This is a genomic window from Sphingobacterium sp. MYb382 (assembly GCF_037572665.1).
In the GTDB taxonomy this organism is placed as follows: Bacteria; Bacteroidota; Bacteroidia; order Sphingobacteriales; family Sphingobacteriaceae; genus Sphingobacterium.
Genome location: NZ_JBBGZT010000010.1, coordinates 60795 through 77826 on the forward strand (window position 1 = coordinate 60795; position 17032 = coordinate 77826).

Annotated in this window: 15 protein-coding genes; 14 read left to right on the plus strand and 1 reads right to left on the minus strand. The window is 38.8% G+C overall.

Features of this window, described 5'->3' with window-relative positions; all coding sequences use genetic code 11:
- Nucleotides 1-396 precede the first annotated feature (396 nt).
- Nucleotides 397-1065, minus strand: a complete 669-nt coding sequence (locus tag WH223_RS03775) for a response regulator transcription factor (RefSeq protein WP_340046195.1) — start codon at nucleotides 1063-1065, stop codon at nucleotides 397-399.
- An 89-nt stretch (nucleotides 1066-1154) separates the two neighbouring features.
- Between WH223_RS03775 and tssO the strand changes: the two genes are divergently transcribed.
- The 14 genes from tssO to WH223_RS03845 all read left to right on the plus strand — a co-directional run bounded on the left by tssO (nucleotide 1155) and on the right by WH223_RS03845 (nucleotide 16932).
- Entirely contained in the window at nucleotides 1155-1676 is a 522-nt protein-coding gene (gene tssO / locus WH223_RS03780) for a type VI secretion system TssO (protein WP_340046196.1), read from the plus strand.
- 8 nt (nucleotides 1677-1684) lie between these two features.
- Nucleotides 1685-2212, plus strand: coding sequence for a type VI secretion system transmembrane protein TssO (locus tag WH223_RS03785; protein WP_340046197.1), 528 nt, complete (start codon nucleotides 1685-1687; stop codon nucleotides 2210-2212).
- Nucleotides 2213-2224: 12 nt separating this feature from the next.
- The gene (locus WH223_RS03790) at nucleotides 2225-3142 is read left to right on the plus strand and encodes a PKD domain-containing protein (protein ID WP_340046198.1); all 918 of its coding nucleotides are present in this window, start codon (nucleotides 2225-2227) and stop codon (nucleotides 3140-3142) included.
- 11 nt (nucleotides 3143-3153) lie between these two features.
- Nucleotides 3154-5529, plus strand: a complete 2376-nt coding sequence (tssR, locus tag WH223_RS03795; protein WP_340046199.1) for a type VI secretion system protein TssR domain-containing protein — start codon at nucleotides 3154-3156, stop codon at nucleotides 5527-5529.
- 116 nt (nucleotides 5530-5645) lie between these two features.
- Entirely contained in the window at nucleotides 5646-8126 is a 2481-nt protein-coding gene (locus tag WH223_RS03800) for an ATP-dependent Clp protease ATP-binding subunit (protein WP_340046200.1), read from the plus strand.
- Nucleotides 8127-8140: 14 nt separating this feature from the next.
- Nucleotides 8141-9010, plus strand: coding sequence for a lytic transglycosylase domain-containing protein (locus tag WH223_RS03805; RefSeq protein WP_340046201.1), 870 nt, complete (start codon nucleotides 8141-8143; stop codon nucleotides 9008-9010).
- Nucleotides 9003-9443, plus strand: coding sequence for a GPW/gp25 family protein (locus WH223_RS03810; RefSeq protein ID WP_340046202.1), 441 nt, complete (start codon nucleotides 9003-9005; stop codon nucleotides 9441-9443). The genes WH223_RS03805 and WH223_RS03810 overlap by 8 nt, the downstream gene beginning before the upstream one ends.
- Nucleotides 9444-9455: 12 nt before the next feature.
- Nucleotides 9456-11339, plus strand: coding sequence for a type VI secretion system baseplate subunit TssF (locus tag WH223_RS03815; protein ID WP_340046203.1), 1884 nt, complete (start codon nucleotides 9456-9458; stop codon nucleotides 11337-11339).
- Entirely contained in the window at nucleotides 11332-12282 is a 951-nt protein-coding gene (locus WH223_RS03820; protein ID WP_340046204.1) for a type VI secretion system baseplate subunit TssG, read from the plus strand. Before WH223_RS03815 ends, WH223_RS03820 begins: the two co-directional genes overlap by 8 nt.
- 19 nt (nucleotides 12283-12301) lie before the next feature.
- Nucleotides 12302-13210 carry a TssN family type VI secretion system protein gene (locus tag WH223_RS03825; protein WP_340046205.1) on the plus strand — a complete coding sequence of 303 codons (909 nt, stop codon included), beginning with the start codon at nucleotides 12302-12304 and terminating at the stop codon, nucleotides 13208-13210.
- Nucleotides 13211-13214: 4 nt separating this feature from the next.
- On the plus strand, nucleotides 13215-14363 hold the full coding sequence (locus tag WH223_RS03830) for a hypothetical protein (protein ID WP_340046206.1): 1149 nt from the start codon (nucleotides 13215-13217) through the stop codon (nucleotides 14361-14363).
- 30 nt (nucleotides 14364-14393) lie between these two features.
- Complete coding sequence (locus WH223_RS03835; RefSeq protein ID WP_340046207.1) at nucleotides 14394-14777, plus strand: hypothetical protein; 384 nt, start codon at nucleotides 14394-14396, stop codon at nucleotides 14775-14777.
- A 234-nt stretch (nucleotides 14778-15011) separates the two neighbouring features.
- Complete coding sequence (locus WH223_RS03840) at nucleotides 15012-16358, plus strand: DUF5458 family protein (RefSeq protein WP_340046208.1); 1347 nt, start codon at nucleotides 15012-15014, stop codon at nucleotides 16356-16358.
- Nucleotides 16359-16437: 79 nt separating this feature from the next.
- Nucleotides 16438-16932: a hypothetical protein gene (locus WH223_RS03845; RefSeq protein WP_340046209.1), complete on the plus strand. Its 495-nt coding sequence runs from the start codon at nucleotides 16438-16440 to the stop codon at nucleotides 16930-16932.
- Nucleotides 16933-17032: the final 100 nt, after the last annotated feature.

Here is a 17032-nt window from a genome sequence, read left to right on the forward strand (position 1 = left end):
TACTTCTGTTTAAAAATTGAGGGTGTGCTTTTAGTTAATTATGTCGATAGTATTATAGGTTACTGAGTGCGGTTTTTTAATTTAAAATAACTATTAGTTAATTTTGTGGCTTTTTGTAAATGGTTTAATATCTTGTTTTTTTGTTATTGTAAAGGACCATCCTAAGCACTATTTTTTTTGTCGTAATTCCCCAATTTTCAACAAAAAAATATCAACTATTTAAGAACTCTATCTACAGGGATTCTAGTTTTTTTAAACATTTAGTGATCTACATCTTTTTTTTAATCATTGTTATTTATTTCCTTTGGTAGTGAAATGTTTTATGAAATTTAGCTTTATTCAAATATTTGTAAACAACTTAAACGTACAAAATCGTATTTGATAAAAGTGTTTTTTCTAGGTGCTTGAATTGTAATAACCTTGTTCAACAGAAAAGCGTATAAGATCAATTTTGTTTCTTAATCCGAGCTTTTGAGTAAGCCTTTTTATATAGGTCTCAATTGTTCTTGTACTTAAATTTAGGTGTTGACCCATTTCTTTATTACTCAACCCTTCATAGCATAGTTTCATAAGCTGAATTTCGACAAGCGATGGTGAATACCAGCCTTTTTGTTTGCGTTCCATGTATTGGCGCACAACATCGGGTTGTGCTTGCCATTCTTGAAGATAGGTGTCGTAATTTTTTAAAGAGCTTAAAACACAGTTTTTTAAGACGTCAAGGATTACAATACTTTTCTTTTCACAGTAATATACATTAGGAAGTGATTTCAGTAAGGAAAATATATCGTTTTGATAAGTGGAGGAATAAGTAACTATCGGTGTGTTACTTCCTGATTGACGAATTATTTTTATCACTTCGATACCACTTAGTATGGGCATGTAGAGATCTATTAAGAAGACGGTTTCTTGTTTTGAGTAGAGTTGGCTAGCTAATTCATGTCCGTTATTGCAGTTTTTTACCAGTTTATAGAAAGGATTTGTAAGTAGTGTGTTGACTAAAATTTCTTTGAAGTAATAGTCTGATTCTGCAATAGAGAAATGAACCTTTTGTATAGCATTTAGCATATTTATTTCCTTTTGTAGTGAATTAATTTTGGTAAATATAATCAAAAGATGTTTTAGTGTAAATCCAAGAGAAATAACTTTAGTTAACGATGAAAAATATACCAATTAAAAAAAATGGGTCAAGTAAAGGGAAAAGCTTTTTTAGGTTTTTATTCCATTTTGCTGTTCTTTCCCTGTTCAGTTTTCTATCTGTTTATCTGTTTTTTAAGAGCTATGCTGAACAAAGAAATAGCATACAAATCGATGTTATTTCGTACAAGGAAATCCTTAACAAGCAGCAAGTGTTAAAAGCGAAGATTGACACTATCTACTACCAGATGTCATTGCTGAACACAGGAAGGGTGAAGAATGATGTTTTCTTGGGGAACTATATATCTCAAAATATTCAGCAAACACGGGAAATTATTGGCGTCGACAGTATTACTGACTTTAAGCATTACTCATCGCTGTTGAATCAATTGGACTCCATCGTTGGGCTGAAGAATGAAATTATTGTCATCTCCGATCGTGAGCGTCTCGCCCTACGAGATTTGACCGAGTGTATGGGGAAAATAACCAAAGTTAAAACCGAGCTATCCAAAGATCCTACCCGCGGATTTCGCTCAGAATAATCAAAGATATGCAGATACAAACATCTTTATCGCAGCGCGAAAGGCGTTATCAGTTTTGCTATTTACTAGCGATGCTAACATTGGCCATTCTTGTGTTTGGCGTTATTATTCTTCGATCTTTTAGTTCTCCCTTTTCGGGCAATGATGTTTTGGAGGTGCAGATGCTATCTCAAAAAAACAAATTCTCTGTACAGCAGACTCTCGTTGCTCCTCTGCTGGAGACTTCCTATAAAAAGATAAATGTACTAAAGCATGAAACGCCACAGCCATTTGCGGAAAACGATATCAAAAATAGTATCAATAACGTGGCTAATTGTTTCGAGAATGTTAATGTATATGATACGCGGAGGGAGGGATATTTGCAGATAGCCCAGTTTTATCGCATGTATTTCGATGATAAGAAGATAGCCGCTAAAAAGGCCGAAAATATTGTTCTTTTTCAGCTACAATTTGAAGAATGTTCAATTGGCTTTAAGGACAAAGAACAGCAACTTTCTCAAAAACAGAATGCTATACTTTCAAGAAGTAGCCAGTAAATGAAATAACCAATGGAAAGCAATAAACACGAATATACAAAGACGAATACCTTCAAGATAATGCTTCTCGTGGTGGGAATGCTATTGGTTTTGGTGTTGCTCGGATTGTGGTTGCAGAAGAATTTTTTTCATACTGTGGCCGATATTCAAGCAGACGTTTATCCAACGACACTCACCGTGGGCGATACCTTGTTTTACACAGATAAGTCCTCTTTTTCGGCAATTAAAGAGTGGAATTTTGGGGACGGCAATGTCTCGGTGAACGATAGTGGTTACTATTTTTTTAAACACCCCGGCTATTACCAAATTAAGTTAACGCTCAACGGGAAATATAACAAGGTATTTTCTATCCAAGTGCTGGACAGCCCGAAAGGTAGTATCACAGACTCTATTACCACGATTGAAGCACCAATCCAAGCGATGCAGTTTGAAAATATCGTGTTCCGCGCTAATTCCATCAATGCTAAACTCTACAGTTGGAAGTTTGGCGAAAGTGGAACTATCGACTCTAAAGAGCAAATGGTGATTTATGCCTATCAAAAGCCTGGTGATTATACCGTAAGCCTATATACAGACGAGACGGCCTATCCGATTACGCATCGTGTGAAAATTCTACCTTCTTTTAAGGTGTTGGATGACTCTCTTTCTGTGGACGATATATACAAAAAAATAGATAATGATTTTAAGATTCATTTGCAGCAAATAGCGAATGGCTCCAATTTTAATCAAAACTATAATTACCTGTTAAATAAATACCTGTGCAAGGGTGAAAATGCCCCTGTGAAAGTGAATAACAACAAGATAAATACCTTTTACTATTACTGTGCGGGTTTGCAATTTGATAGAAATAGGGTTATTCAAAGCGTTAAGGTAAGCTTTGACGAAACGATGGATTGCGTGATTAAAGTAGATATTATCCAAGGGGAGTAAAAAGTACAGCTATGCAAAAAATTAACAAAATTATATTTTTTAACGTAGTCGGCCTTTTTATTTTGGCCGGTTGTGCTACGCGTGAGGTGATGAAAAGCCCCATGCCTTCATTCTACGATGAGCTGGATAGCACCCTTGTGGACGATGGGTTTTCCATCCAAAGACAACCTTTGATTGTGTTCTCTGATCAAAGTAAGAATAAAATAGCGTCCCGCGCTAATACAGAAAGTTTTAATAACCCTGTAGGTGTTTTAAATTTTTTATCACCGTTACTTGTGTTGAATAAGAAGAACGGTTTTCTTGAAGTGGCCGAGTATAAGCCTGATGTTGTGAAAAATGGAAGGCGCCCGCGCAAAAAGAAATTGAACGTGAAAGGATGGGTGCCAGAAGAAAACCTCTTGATGTGGACTGCAGCATTGAAAGCAACAGCGAACAATTTTGTCGTTAAAGCTGCAGTTGTGGTAAACAATGAGGCTGTTTTTGAACATCCTGAAAAATATCTCGATAAAGACTCTATCCTTCTGTATGATGGGCCAGACTTGAATGTCGCCGTCTCGAAAGTACAAGTAGGTAGTCTTATTTATGTGTACAAACAATCGGAAGATAAGCAGCGACTTTTAATTGGGAGCAAGCCCTTTTTTACCTACGATAGCGTAGCTACTGCTGTTTCTGGATGGGTAAGTAAAGAAGTCGTCTCTATGTACGGTCAGCGTTCTGCCGTAAAAGTAGTAAGTCCTTCAGATCAAACGAAGCTTCTTTTTGTTGGCGATACACTAGGAGAGACTATAGACATGCGTGCAAGAATGGGTATGGAGAATATATATCCGATATCCATGTGTTCTTTCGCTAATAAACCACGCCCTACTAAGTTTTTTGTGAATCCTTTCGATTATAGCAAGAACAAAATTTACAATGTATTGGGGCATGAGCTGTTTTACGATAGATACAAAGAAATATTAGCCGCCAATCGAAAACTAAATATTGTTTTTGTCGTTGATCTTAGCCAGAATAATGCCTTGTACATTCCTGCGGTGAAGTCTATGTTGCAGGAGCTACAGCTGAATATGCTGCAATTGCCTTATTATACATCAGTTCAGTTTGGAGGTGTTGTTTATAAAAATAATAACTGTCGTGTTCAAGACTTATCCGTTCCGCTGACTGCAGATTTTAGGACTGTTACTGACTTTTTTGAAAAAAGAATGGTGGATATGTCTTGCGGAGATAATAGCATTGATCAACCTGTAGATAGCGGAGTTCTAGCGGCTTCACGACTGTTGATTGACAAAAAGGATGAGGCTAATGTTATTATCGTGATTGGTACAACGGCCAATTTCGCTAATCAATCGGCTAGCGTGACGAATGCCTTAACAAGAGCACGTGCAAAGTTGATCTTTTTTCAGACTCAATCGAAGTCATCAGACTATTACAATGATTATGTATTGCTTGCTCAGCGCGCTGTTATGAATAGTGCCGCAAACATTGTAGAGCTCAAAAAGGAAAAAATCGTGAGTCAAGAAAATCTGCTGCTTCACAATAATTTCAATTTAACAGAAAATACATCGGGTGTTTATTTTTTGGATTACCCTAAAAAGAGTATGACACAAGGCTATGTTGTTTTTCCTAAAAAAGGAGATGCGATGCCTGTCTCTATCTTAAAAACTACAATCGATAGTTTGATTGTTCAAATTACCCATGATAACCAACATATCGATGAAGGATTAATGAAATATTTCAACTCTAATATTGGTCTTGGCAATACGACTATCCAAACGGCATATCATAGTCTTATCCAGGTTAATCAAAACATTGTTCCTCCATCAATGGCTGCCGATTTATTGCATAATAATACTTCCTTTTTGTTGAACGCTAAGCTTCATAGTACCGATAGTGTCGCTGTTGAAAAAGGCGTTTTACTGAATGAAGAAGAATATGATCAGTTGATTGCTTTCTACACGATGGTGCATACTGGAGTTTTTAAGCACAGTACGTTTAAACAGAAAAGAGCACTGAAAGATTATGCCTTGCTAGTGTATCAGCATAATACTGCTCGTGAGAAGCCAGCGCTTCATATTCTCTATCGTAAGCTGATTTTAGCCCAAGTTAATGCCATCCATACGGGGTATTTATTTGAAGACAACGAGTGGATGGGCTGTACGCTATATGAATTACGAAAGCAGGCTACAAAGGAACAAATACGCACCTATTTTGAAAGCTATAAAATATTAGCCTCGCATTTAGCGACGCAGAAAAATGACGTAACCAAACGAGTCGTGCATGGCGGACAAGTATTCTATTGGTTGCGTGCCGCGGATATTCCTGTGATAAAGCCCGTAAAAGAGGAATCCGAAAAAGAACCAGCTATTAAAGGTCAACCAAATTTTTCTTAACCTAAAAAGCTGTCTTTTCAAAGAATGTCATACCCTGATACAACTAAAAGTGTGTGGTGTGTGAATTTCTAGTATTGATTATGAATTAAGGTCTCAGGAATAAAAAAAATAGAATTATGAGCATTATCATCACAAACGAAACGATGAAAGAACTCTTTCATATTGCGCAGTCTATTGCGAAAGAGAACTACAATGAACATTACGGGATGCCTCATGTGCTACAAGCCTTGATGCATAAAAATATTGGTCTTCAGGGCTTTCTTGATAGTATTCATCAAGATTCAAATTATATCTACGAATGGGCTGATGTTCGCCTTGAAGAGTTTGCCGTGACAAGCAAAATGCCTTTAGAAGTAAAGCCTAATGCAGCAGTGGACATACTTATTGATGTTGCTGATGATATACGGCTAACGCTTGGTCTGGATGAGATAACACCATTGTGTGTACTCGCGGCCATTGTAAGACCGAACATTGGTTTTTCTGCAGAGCAGTTAAAATCGCTTCCATTGCGGGAGCATGATATTCTCCAAGGTTTTGGTAGCGTGACCCAAACCTTCGTGGCAGATCAATCCACGCTATTTGATCCTCAGGGCGAGAAGGGGCACACTTCATTTCCAGCTATACAAAGTTACTGTATCGATAAGACCGCCCAAGCAAGAGCGGGGAAGCTTGACGCAGTTATTGGTAGAGAGAAAGAAACCCGTAGCCTCATTGAGGTTCTTTGTAGACGAAGTAAACCTAATGTGATTATTGTGGGGGAACCTGGCGTTGGAAAGACGGCCTTGGTGGAAGGCTTAGCACAGGAAATTCTTAATGACAACCTACCAGCATTGTTGAACAATGCTATCCTATTAGAACTGGACACAAGTTTGTTGTTTGCAGGCACGACCTACAAAGGGGAGATTGAAGACCGATTTAAAAAAGTAATAACGGAATGTAAAAAATTAGATAAAGCAATTTTGTTTATCGATGAGATACATAGCCTTTTGGATAATAAAGGGAACGGTGGTAATGTCGCTAATTTGATTAAACCTGAACTTGCTCGTGGGGAGATTACCGTGATTGGTGCCACCACGCAGGAGGAGTATCGTAAAATAATAGAGCCTGAAAAAGCATTTAACAGGCGTTTTGAAATCTTATCCTTAGAGGAGCCTGATGCGGATACTTGTGTAAAGATGATTAGCACGTTGCTGGATAGTTATAAGGAATACCACACGATTGATGTTGATAAGGATGCTTTACCTGAGTGTGTCAGACTTGCGAAAAGGTATGCTAAAGGTAAGAAATTGCCCGATGCTGCCATTGATTTGCTTGATCGCACCATGGCCGCGATTAAGATGTTGGGAGAGTTGTCTCCTAAAGAACTAGCGCTTTGGAAAGTTGAATATGATGGGACTCTCGCGGCCGAATATGACGATGACACGGAGAAAGTAAAAGAACTACAGTGGATGTATAGTCAGCTGAAAAATCGCATAAGCCCTATACTTTGGGGATCGCTAATAAAGCAGCCTGAAATAGAAGCTATGATGCCTATCGAGGAAATTGTACCATTAATCGATAGTGTTTATAATGAGCTATTAGGCTACTCTGCCATCAAAAGAGAGCGTGTTGGCAAGTTAGAATTGGCTGCCGTTATGGCTGCCAAGACGAATATTCCGATTGGTAAAATCCAAGCGCAAGAGAAGGAAAAGTTGCTGAACATGGAGGCTCATCTTCGTAAGCGTGTCGTTGGTCAGGACCATGCTCTAAAAGTTTTGTCCGATGCCATTGTTGAAAGCCGTAGTGGCCTTAATAAACCAGGTCAGCCTATTGGTTCATTCTTTTTATTGGGACCAACGGGCACAGGGAAGACGGAGTTGGCTAAATCTATCGCTGAGTTATTGTTTAATGACGAAAAGGCAATAATCCGATTCGATATGTCGGAGTTTAAAGAAGAGCATGCTGCAGCATTACTGTATGGGGCGCCTCCAGGCTATGTCGGCTATGAAGAAGGGGGGATGCTGGTCAATAAAATCAGGCAGCAACCTTATGCTGTGGTACTTTTTGATGAGATTGAAAAAGCCCATCAGTCGGTATTTGATGTTTTTTTACAGCTTATGGATGAAGGTAAGATTCATGATAAATTGGGTAAGGAGGGAGACTTTAGCAATGCTCTTATCCTGTTTACCTCCAACATAGGTAGTGCCACGATTATAGAGAAGTTTGAGCAGCATCTTGTGCCCTCGTCTTCCGATTTGATGCAGGTGATGACTAGCCATTTCCGTCCGGAATTTTTGGGTAGGATTACAGAAATCATTCCTTTTGCTCCTATATCGGAGCAGATAGCAGAAAGCATTTTTAAAATCCAATTGCAATCGCTAAACCAGTCTCTTCTTCGGTTGGGTATCAACTTCACGATTACTGACGAGGCTTCAAAAAATCTTGCCATCAGTGGCTTTAGTAGTAAATATGGAGCTCGGCAGATTAGTGGGGTTATTCGTACAGAGTTGGCTAGGCCTATTTCAAAAAAAATAGTAGCAGAAGAGCTTAAAAATGGACAGGAAGTAGCGGTCGGATGGGATAGTGAGGAGCATAAAATAAGTTTGATTATCCGTTAAATAAAAGTTCAGCTATGGTTTCATCTTATGTCTATACCTTTTTTCTCTGTGTCTGTTTGTTGCAGAATTACACGGGCTTGGCAGCACAAGAGTTTCCTGTTGTGAAGGTGTCGGCAAGCAAGACAGCTATGTATCGGACAATCCTTGCTAAGCATAAAGATATGGTTGCATTTATCGAGTATACCTTGGTGCAGAACGGTCTGCCTAAAATGATGCGAAATCTGGCTTTAATTGAGTCTAGTTTTGATAAAAGGACGGTTTCTACGGCTAAAGCTGTTGGCGTATGGCAGTTTATGGAAGAGCATGCCGCCGACTATGGGTTGAAAAGCGAAGATCGATACGATGTATATCATAGCACCCAAACTGCGATGAAGTCGTTGAAAAACTTGTATGCGAAGTATGGGAATTGGATAACTGTGGTTGCTGCCTACAATTGTGGCGAAGGTAATGTAGCGAAAGCAATGGTTAAGGCTAATGCTAACCACTATGATCGTTTCTACATGTACCTACCGCGGGAGACTATTCGCCACGTAGACAAGTTTATTGAAGCTTGTGCTGCCACAGGAGAGCTGTCCTTTTTGATAGCCGATTATAAGAAGTCGGCCTTTAAGCAGGATCCCGAAATATCGGTTAAAGCAGAAATAGCGGCTGACCTGATGTTGGCATCTACAGCTATCAATTCGGCTTATAGCTTAGCCATTATCGCCGAAGAGATGGCTATACAACGTACTGATTTGGAGAAATGGAATCCCAAGGTGGCCGAAGAGCTGCTAACGAAGGGTACATCAACGTTGTATCTTCCGATAGATAAGATGCCCGATTTCATCATACGGCAGCATAGTATTCTTATTCGTTCCATTCAGATGCTAAACGACCATGATTAATAAAAATTACAAAATGCCTTTCGACCCAGAAAAACTGATGGGCGAAGATAGCACGGTGGAGATGTGCAGTTTGGCAGAAAGCATAGCACACAATCTGATGCTACTTATTACGACGAAGAAGCGCGAGAATAGGTTTGATTTCGATTATGGTAATGCGGTCTGGGATATTGAGTTTGAAAATGCCGTTACCACGGTGGAGTGGGAAGCCCTATTCGTTGCTAGCATGAAGAGTCATATTGCAAAATATGAACCTCGAATACATGCGGTTCGGGTAAGTGTGCATATTGAATATGTAACGCATACCTATGCCACAAAAAGGTATAGTGAAGTAAAGAAGAAGGCTAAAATTGCTATTAATGCCAAGCTTACAGAAACGGGAGAGACTTACAGTTTTGCAACAGAGCTTTTTTTAAGCCCAATGTCTATTGATTAAAAATTGAAGGTTATGAAAGAAAAAATAAGTGTATACGCTAAAGAAGCCATAAAAGCACGTATGTCTCAAAATGCAGCAAGTATTTGGGGGCTTAAAAGTGTGCGTTCGCTCGATCCGTTTGTATCGTTATTAATCGATGTTTTTGCTACCGAAATATTTAAGGCAAATAATGAAATTCATAATATTAACGCGCGGATATTGGAGAAGTTGGCAAAGCTCCTTACGCCATCCATATATACCTATCCGCAACCGGCGCATGCTATTGCTTATACGACGTCGGAGGAGGCACAGAGTGTCCTCTCAAATCAGACTGAATTTTTTGTAAAAAAGGTATATCCTTCATCTGTAAAATCGGGCGGTGATGTTCAAGTAGATGTTCATTTCACCTCGGTAGGTAAGATTGATTTAGTGAATATGAGTACGCTGATAACGGTGACGGCGAACACCTGTTATTTGTATGATAAGGCGCAGAATAAGACGCCTATTGCGCGAGTTCCAGCACAAGCTATTCGGCATAATAAAATTATTTTGGGTATCGACGCCACCCACTACAGCGCTGTCAAGCTACCTGAGAAACTAACTTTTTACTGTTCGAATCCAACGTTTGAATATATAGACTACGTCTTCAAACTATTGCCTTTTGTTTCGGCAAGTAATGGAGGACATCCCCTTCAAGTAAAGCCAGGTATAACCTACGAAGATTCATCGTCAACAACAGGCTATGAGGAGATTTTTGAAGAATACAGTATGCGGAAGCAGATGGAGGATAACGTAAAGAATCTGTATAAGAACAAATTCATGGAGATATCTGGTTTTTCCGCTACTGCCATAACAGAAGAAATACCTGAAGCATTGCATTTCTTGGAGGAGCATAAGGAAACGGTCCGATTCCTACAAGGGAAGAAGATAATCTGGATAGAAATGGAGTTTCCTCCGCAGTATAGTACCGAGATATTAGAAAGCTTCTCCTTTACCCTAAATGCCTTTCCTGTTTATAATAGAAAATGGAAAAGCAACGAATACATATTGGATATAATGGGCGATAATATTCCCTTAGCGACAGAGGTTGGCGAGCATTTTCTGTACGTAGATAGTGTTGAAGATAGTCATGCTAACCTATATCGAGAGATTCCGTTTCAGCAAACGGCGGATAACAATACAAAAGGGCTTTATACCATTCGGAAGGGAGGGATGGAACGTTTTAATGAGCGCAATGCCTTGGAGATGATTGCTAACGTATTGGAGCTTACAAGGGATGAGGTATCAGCTTTTGGTGCCTTAGGAAGAGATAAGGTCATGGAAACATTAAGGGAAATGACCAGCCAGATGCGAGGTATGGAACAAAAGGTTACCCATGCCGAAAGAATGGCGACGCAAGAGATTAACTACGTTATTGTTAATCCGCATGAAAATATTGAAAATCTGCGTTCAACCTATTGGGTGACGCATTGTGGATTGGCCAATAACATCCGGATTGGTACTACCCTTGTAAAGCCTAAAATGGCTGATGTTAAGGATGAGAAACAGATTGTGCTATTGACGAATACTAGTGGAGGTACGGAAGAACAGCAGGGAACCAATGCTATACAGGCTTATAAATATGCGTTAACCACACGGGATAAACTAATTTCCATAGAAGATATTAAAAATTACTGTCGTCTTGTATTAAAGAATGACGTGAAATCTGTAGAGGTAAAGCGAGGTACCATTATCAGTAGTAAGCCTAAAGAAGGTTTTGTGCGAACTATTGAGGTTGAAATTGTACCCAATGCGTACGAATATTTAGGAGATAAGTATTGGGGTGACTTTTCGGATACATTGAAGTATCAGATTATGCTTCGCGGCATAGACGGTATCGAGTATATAGTTCGCGTTAAAAATGAAGATCATGCGTAAAGATATATTCGAAATTACGGCAAGTACGCAGGAACATAATACGTTGTATTCGGATTATAAGGCTGAGATATTAGCCATTAATCTGCTGAAGTATTATGATAAGGTAGACCATGTGTTTTTAAAACGCCTAGGGAGCAATGACCGATCGTTCAATAAAGATATTAACCAAGTAAGCAGCCGCGTAGAAGATTTAGACCAATTGACGGTCTCTATATCATCCTTCCGAGAAGGGTTTTATGATTACCTGCCAGAGGGAATCTTTCATCCACCGTCGGTGGGCGATTATCAAACGCAGAAGGATAGTGTTATTCTTAAAATGCAGCACCAAAAGAAGACTGAGGCGCATGCGCGTAACTTTTTTTGGCCTTTTGAGCTGGAGTCTTTTTTTCTAGAAATTAATGCACTTACCAAAGAAAATGAGTTCGAGATTACCGACGATTCATCGCTCCTCCTGGACCTATTTAAAGAGCTGTGGCCTTTATTGGAAGCTCTCGATGAGGGGAGTGCCAAAGTGTTTAGTTACCTGTTACCCTTTTTTCATAAAGTGAAAGGTAATAGGCGATGGTTGGAAAAATGCTTGCAAGCCTTTCTGGCTATTCCTGTAAACATATCTTTCGTACCCAATAGAGTACGCAATATTAAGACTGCTTCGGATGCGATATCTCTGGCTAATTTCCGCCTAGGAATTTCTATGGTGCTCAGTGGGGAGCATATGGATGGCGAACGAAATTGGGCGATTCGTTATGGGCCTATTCCCGACAGCAGCATTGCTCAGTATGTGCCACAATCAGGCCTTCGCAAGCTCCTGGAGGTTATGTACGACCATTGCTTACCAGCTACGGTAGAGGTAGAAGAACATTTTGTGGTCGACAAAAATAGCTCTTCATTCTGCCTAGACAAAAATCAGGATACCAGCCGATTGGGGTATTCAACATTCTTATAAAACGAAAAAATATTTACCTATGGATACTCTTGTTATAAAAGGCATCTTTCTCCGCTATATCCTCTTGCCATTGATTGTTATCATATTGGCCGTCGTGTTGGGATATATGAAAAAACAAACCCCGTTACTAAAGAATGGCGTTTTGATTGTCTATATCTTGTTGGGCAGTTTATGTTTGGCTGTTCCTGGCTTTTTAGGATTTGCAGGCAATTTGTTTAATCCGCATTGGTACTTGTTGGCTATGCTGATATACCTGCTCTTAGGGGTTCTACATGTCAATCTGCTAAATAGCTATTTTGATCAGAAGGACAAGCCTATGTGGTTTATGCTTTTTTTTGAAAGCCTTATCACACTTATGGTGATGCTGCTCGGTGGATATCTTTTCTTTTTGGTGTTCGATTGGATCAGTCCTTTTGAAGGGTATGCCTTAATGGCTACGACATCTATTGTTATTTTTATTGTACCACTTTCATTCTACTACTGCTACATCCAATACCTTAATATTCCTTTTGAAATCCATAAGACGTGGAGCCATGCGTCGATAAATGCAAATGTTGATTTTGAGAAAATTGATTTCAAGACGCTGCTGCTACTAAACTTGGAGCTCACGAAAACCGTGGTCGACGGCAAGCGGGTGCGTATAGATGCCAAATCTCCTGAAGAAGGAGTGTCTATAGGAGATTGGTTTTATCGGGTTGTTGACGATTATAATTATAAATATCCGAACAGTACGATTCATTTTACTGACCTCGAAGGGAAACCCTATTCGTGGATTTTCTACACGAAGAAATCCTTCTTTCATTTTCGTCGATTTATTGATTTTGAACAAACGATGCGTGAAAATAGAATTACGCAGCATACCACGATAATTTGTAAACGAGTGATAAATAATGAAATAGAAAATAAAAATACGGCTTCAAAAATATAAAAATATGATACAATCTATAAAAAACTTTGCCGTCAACTGGACTGATGGTATGAAGATATCAGAAAAGCATCTCATTGCTCATGATGATTTTTTGTTGGATACGGTTCGGGATACTAATTCCTTACGTTGTAATAATTTTAATTACGGATTGTTGCCTATACCCACGGTTAAAGGCAGTGACGATATGATTTTTGATGTGCTTAATACGGCAACAAATGATGTTCAAGTGGTTATTAAGCATTGTTCTGCCATCACAGCGGCGGGCTATCGCATTGATTTATCGGACTACCGAACCAATGTAAAATCATTGATGAAATCCGTCGATGATAAGCAGACGCATTTTGATGAGGCTTATTACATACTAATATCTTCGAATCCGTTTGCTCGTATACCTTTTGGTGATATTGATCCCGAAGAAACGCCTCCTAGGCATCCTTATACACAGACAAAATATAGCATTGAGCTGCTGTCAGAATCATTCCTAAAAAATGGGGCTACGAGTGGTAACTATCTCATCATAGGTAAGGTTAATATGAAGGATAATATTGCCTCGGCGGATAAAAATTTTATTCCTCCCTGTACAAGTATTCATAGCCATCCTGTTTTACTAGGCTACTACGGCACTTTTGCGAAATCTATGGGCGATTTACAGCAATATGCGCTTACGATAATTAGAAAGACAGCGAAGGTAAATCAGAGCTCTACATTAGCCAGCAATGTTAAAAACCTATGTGGCACCTTACTTAATCATTTATCAAGTATTTATTTCAACTATAGAAATATAGTACCTCAGCAAGCCCCCATTTATATGGTAGACGTGTTCTCCAGTATGGCTTTACGTATATATTATTTTACAGAGGTGCTAGAAAGTGGGGAGCTAGAAGAAATGCTAAACTACACGTTTGAATGGAGTGAAATTGCACCGCATATGCTAACGAACCAGCTATCGGCGGTTGCCGATTTAAATTATGATCACAACGATTGTGGTGAACACTTTCTGGCAATACAACGCTTGCTGAAAAGCCTTGAAATTATTTTCAGTAAGCTTAGTGACCTCGATTATATCGGACAGCGTAGAGAGAATATCATTGTTCACGACACCGACATTACGCCGACGCCTAAAACAAAATCTGGGTGGAGCCTCCTTGATTAAGACGAAAGTTAACTATTAAACTTCATCAATATGATACGTTTTAAAGAATTAATGAAGCTTGTTAAAAACAAAATTCGAGGTGCTCCCCGGGAGGTCGAACAGCAGGCGGAGCAACCAATAAGTGTTGCAAATAAAAAAATTAACATAAATATTAAATCTCAAAATCAAAAAGCTATGTCAATGTTCAACTATGGTGTTGGAGGAAACGAGGTAAAAGTCGATGCCAACGAAGCAATTCAGGAAATTCAAGAAAACAAGACCTTATTGGTTAGTAAGCTAACAACAGAAGATACGATTTCTCCTGAGGTCGTGAAAGGTCTTAAAACTGTTGAGGATGTTTTCAATCATTTCAGACCTACCATCTCTGTTAATCATGAAACAGCAGATGGTGAAATGGTAAATGAGTCGTTTTGATTAAATAATATTGGGGTTTTTAACCTAAGAGCCTAATTAAGCATTACGAGTTTTTGAATAATAAAAAATTATAGCAAGAGCAGTACAACACGATTATTCGCCAGTTGCGTAATAATAAAGTATTGAACAGCGCGCTTACGAATCCTGAAGCGAAAGCTGAATTTATTGAAGTCCTTAGAGCTGTTGCCTCTGAATTGGAAAAAAAGTAATCATAATTCACTAAAACTAATTATTATGTCTAAAACACAAATAAGTGCCGTTTCAGCAAACCAGCAAGGGAGTCTGGCGGGTCATCAAGCAAATCCATTAGCCAAATTGGGCGGATTTAGCTTCGTAGAATCAGTTGTCGATGGTATTGCCAATATGAATGGCGACCGAAAAGCTCGAAAGCAAATTTTCTTGACAGATGCTAATAAAGCAATCGAGCGCAAAGATTTGTTAAAGAAGCTTAATCTATGGATTGAGTTATTGGAGTCTAACGATTCAACTGAAAAAATACTCGATAGCTGTAAAACGAAATCATTGGCTGCTGCTGATACCTTGAAAAAAGGTCTTAAAAATGCCCTTGTTCAAACGCGCGAGCTCGAGACATCCTATAGGACGGTAGCACAATTTTACAAAAATACTGAGCTAGACAAAGTAGACAATGTTCATATTGTTAATGCTTCTCTAGAACAGGTTAAAGACCTCGATAATCCTTTGTTTATCGATCATATTGAAGCCGAGTTTAAGCAATATTATGACCGGTTAGATTTACGGGATAACTACTCTATTCTTGCTGTACCAGGCTACTTAGGGTCAAATAAGGTTGTTGAAAAATGGGCTAAGGTTTGTAGCGAAAATAAGGTCATGTTGGTGACAGATTTTGCCGATTTAGATAAGGCAGATGATGTGGTAGATCTATTCCATAGTGCAAACCTTACAGGAGGCGAAATACATCGTAGTAATGTTATTATGACATGTAACTGGATTGTTGGTCGTGGAAGGGCTAAGGAAGTTGGTGAAGAAGATAGTGTTTTCTTACCTCCTTCGACTTCTTTAGCCGGTAAGATTCATAAGACGTTAATGTCTCAAGTAGCTGCCGGTAAGAAGCATGGTAGTATTAGTGAGGTGGATGCGGTGAAGTTTGACCTGAAAAAGAGTGAAATTTCACAATTAGAGAAAATGGGATTAGTACCGATGGTTAATGAATATGGTAAAATTATGGCTTTCTCTGCCAAGACTCTCTTCACCGGAGATAACATCGGACTGCAAACCTATTCTGTGGTTCGTGTATTCGACTATGTGACTAAAGTATTGCTTGATTTCTTAAATAGAAGAGCTTTTGAAAACTGGACAGCGAAAAATGAGGATGATCTTAGAAAACAAATCGTTCGTTTCCTTGACGGTATAAAGGGAGCCGATAAATTGATAGAGAAGTTTAAAATCGTCCGTTTTGAGCAAGATAAGTTGCAAAAAGATAGAGTTTGGTTAGATATAAGACTTACTCCATATTTCCCAGCGAAATCCTTTGTTATCAAATTAGATGGACATAAAGGAGATGACGGGAATGAATGGGATGCCGAATACGTGCAAGAGTAATTTTTCCATTTTAAGGTTATTTGTATCATTTAATGAACGAGAATCTGAGCCGTTTTTCAGATTCTCGTTTTCAACAGCTATGAAGTATCATTCAATTTTAATTACGGTATGGTTAGTAATAAGCGTTTTTGGCTTATTAGGAGTGTGTAGCTGTACAGACGATGTGCAAGTAAGGACTGTAGATGACAAGAATAATCGGAGAAATACACAGGCTATTAATCTTTTTCCTGAAGAAGATGTTGTCGATTATTATGTCGATAGAATAACAAGAGAGGAAGCTTTTATTCGTAGTAAACTGGTCATACGATCCACCAATTTGAAGCAAATCAGTAATTCCAATACGCGAAGTGCTAGGCCTTTTTACGTTTATCAAGTGGGTGATGGTAGTTTAGAGAAATCTGTCGGTAAGGAAAAACTTAAGCTTCCTTTATTATTTGTTTCTCGTAGAGAGCTTTTCAAAGGGAAGATACTGCAAGATTCTGTCTATCTATATTTATCGCCTATTAAAAACTATAAGATATTACAGAAAAATAGAGGTATTGCTTTTGTATGGATGGATGAAGCTCCTTTTTAAGTTTATACAGGCTTCTTTGGAAGGCCTATTGTCAGGCTAAATGGCATCGTTCGCTCTTTGTGAACCAAATAACGCATTTAGTTCGTTAGCTATTTCCCTC

Coding starts and splice junctions, on each gene's coding strand:
- WH223_RS03830 (WP_340046206.1), top strand. CDS start 13,215: ATGATACAATCTATAAAAAACTTTGCCGTCAACTGGACTGATGGTATG.
- WH223_RS03835 (WP_340046207.1), top strand. CDS start 14,394: ATGATACGTTTTAAAGAATTAATGAAGCTTGTTAAAAACAAAATTCGA.
- WH223_RS03785 (WP_340046197.1), top strand. CDS start 1,685: ATGCAGATACAAACATCTTTATCGCAGCGCGAAAGGCGTTATCAGTTT.
- tssR (WP_340046199.1), top strand. CDS start 3,154: ATGCAAAAAATTAACAAAATTATATTTTTTAACGTAGTCGGCCTTTTT.
- WH223_RS03810 (WP_340046202.1), top strand. CDS start 9,003: ATGATTAATAAAAATTACAAAATGCCTTTCGACCCAGAAAAACTGATG.
- WH223_RS03790 (WP_340046198.1), top strand. CDS start 2,225: ATGGAAAGCAATAAACACGAATATACAAAGACGAATACCTTCAAGATA.
- WH223_RS03805 (WP_340046201.1), top strand. CDS start 8,141: ATGGTTTCATCTTATGTCTATACCTTTTTTCTCTGTGTCTGTTTGTTG.
- tssO (WP_340046196.1), top strand. CDS start 1,155: ATGAAAAATATACCAATTAAAAAAAATGGGTCAAGTAAAGGGAAAAGC.
- WH223_RS03845 (WP_340046209.1), top strand. CDS start 16,438: ATGAAGTATCATTCAATTTTAATTACGGTATGGTTAGTAATAAGCGTT.
- WH223_RS03815 (WP_340046203.1), top strand. CDS start 9,456: ATGAAAGAAAAAATAAGTGTATACGCTAAAGAAGCCATAAAAGCACGT.
- WH223_RS03820 (WP_340046204.1), top strand. CDS start 11,332: ATGCGTAAAGATATATTCGAAATTACGGCAAGTACGCAGGAACATAAT.
- WH223_RS03800 (WP_340046200.1), top strand. CDS start 5,646: ATGAGCATTATCATCACAAACGAAACGATGAAAGAACTCTTTCATATT.
- WH223_RS03825 (WP_340046205.1), top strand. CDS start 12,302: ATGGATACTCTTGTTATAAAAGGCATCTTTCTCCGCTATATCCTCTTG.
- WH223_RS03775 (WP_340046195.1), bottom strand. CDS start 1,065: ATGCTAAATGCTATACAAAAGGTTCATTTCTCTATTGCAGAATCAGAC.
- WH223_RS03840 (WP_340046208.1), top strand. CDS start 15,012: ATGTCTAAAACACAAATAAGTGCCGTTTCAGCAAACCAGCAAGGGAGT.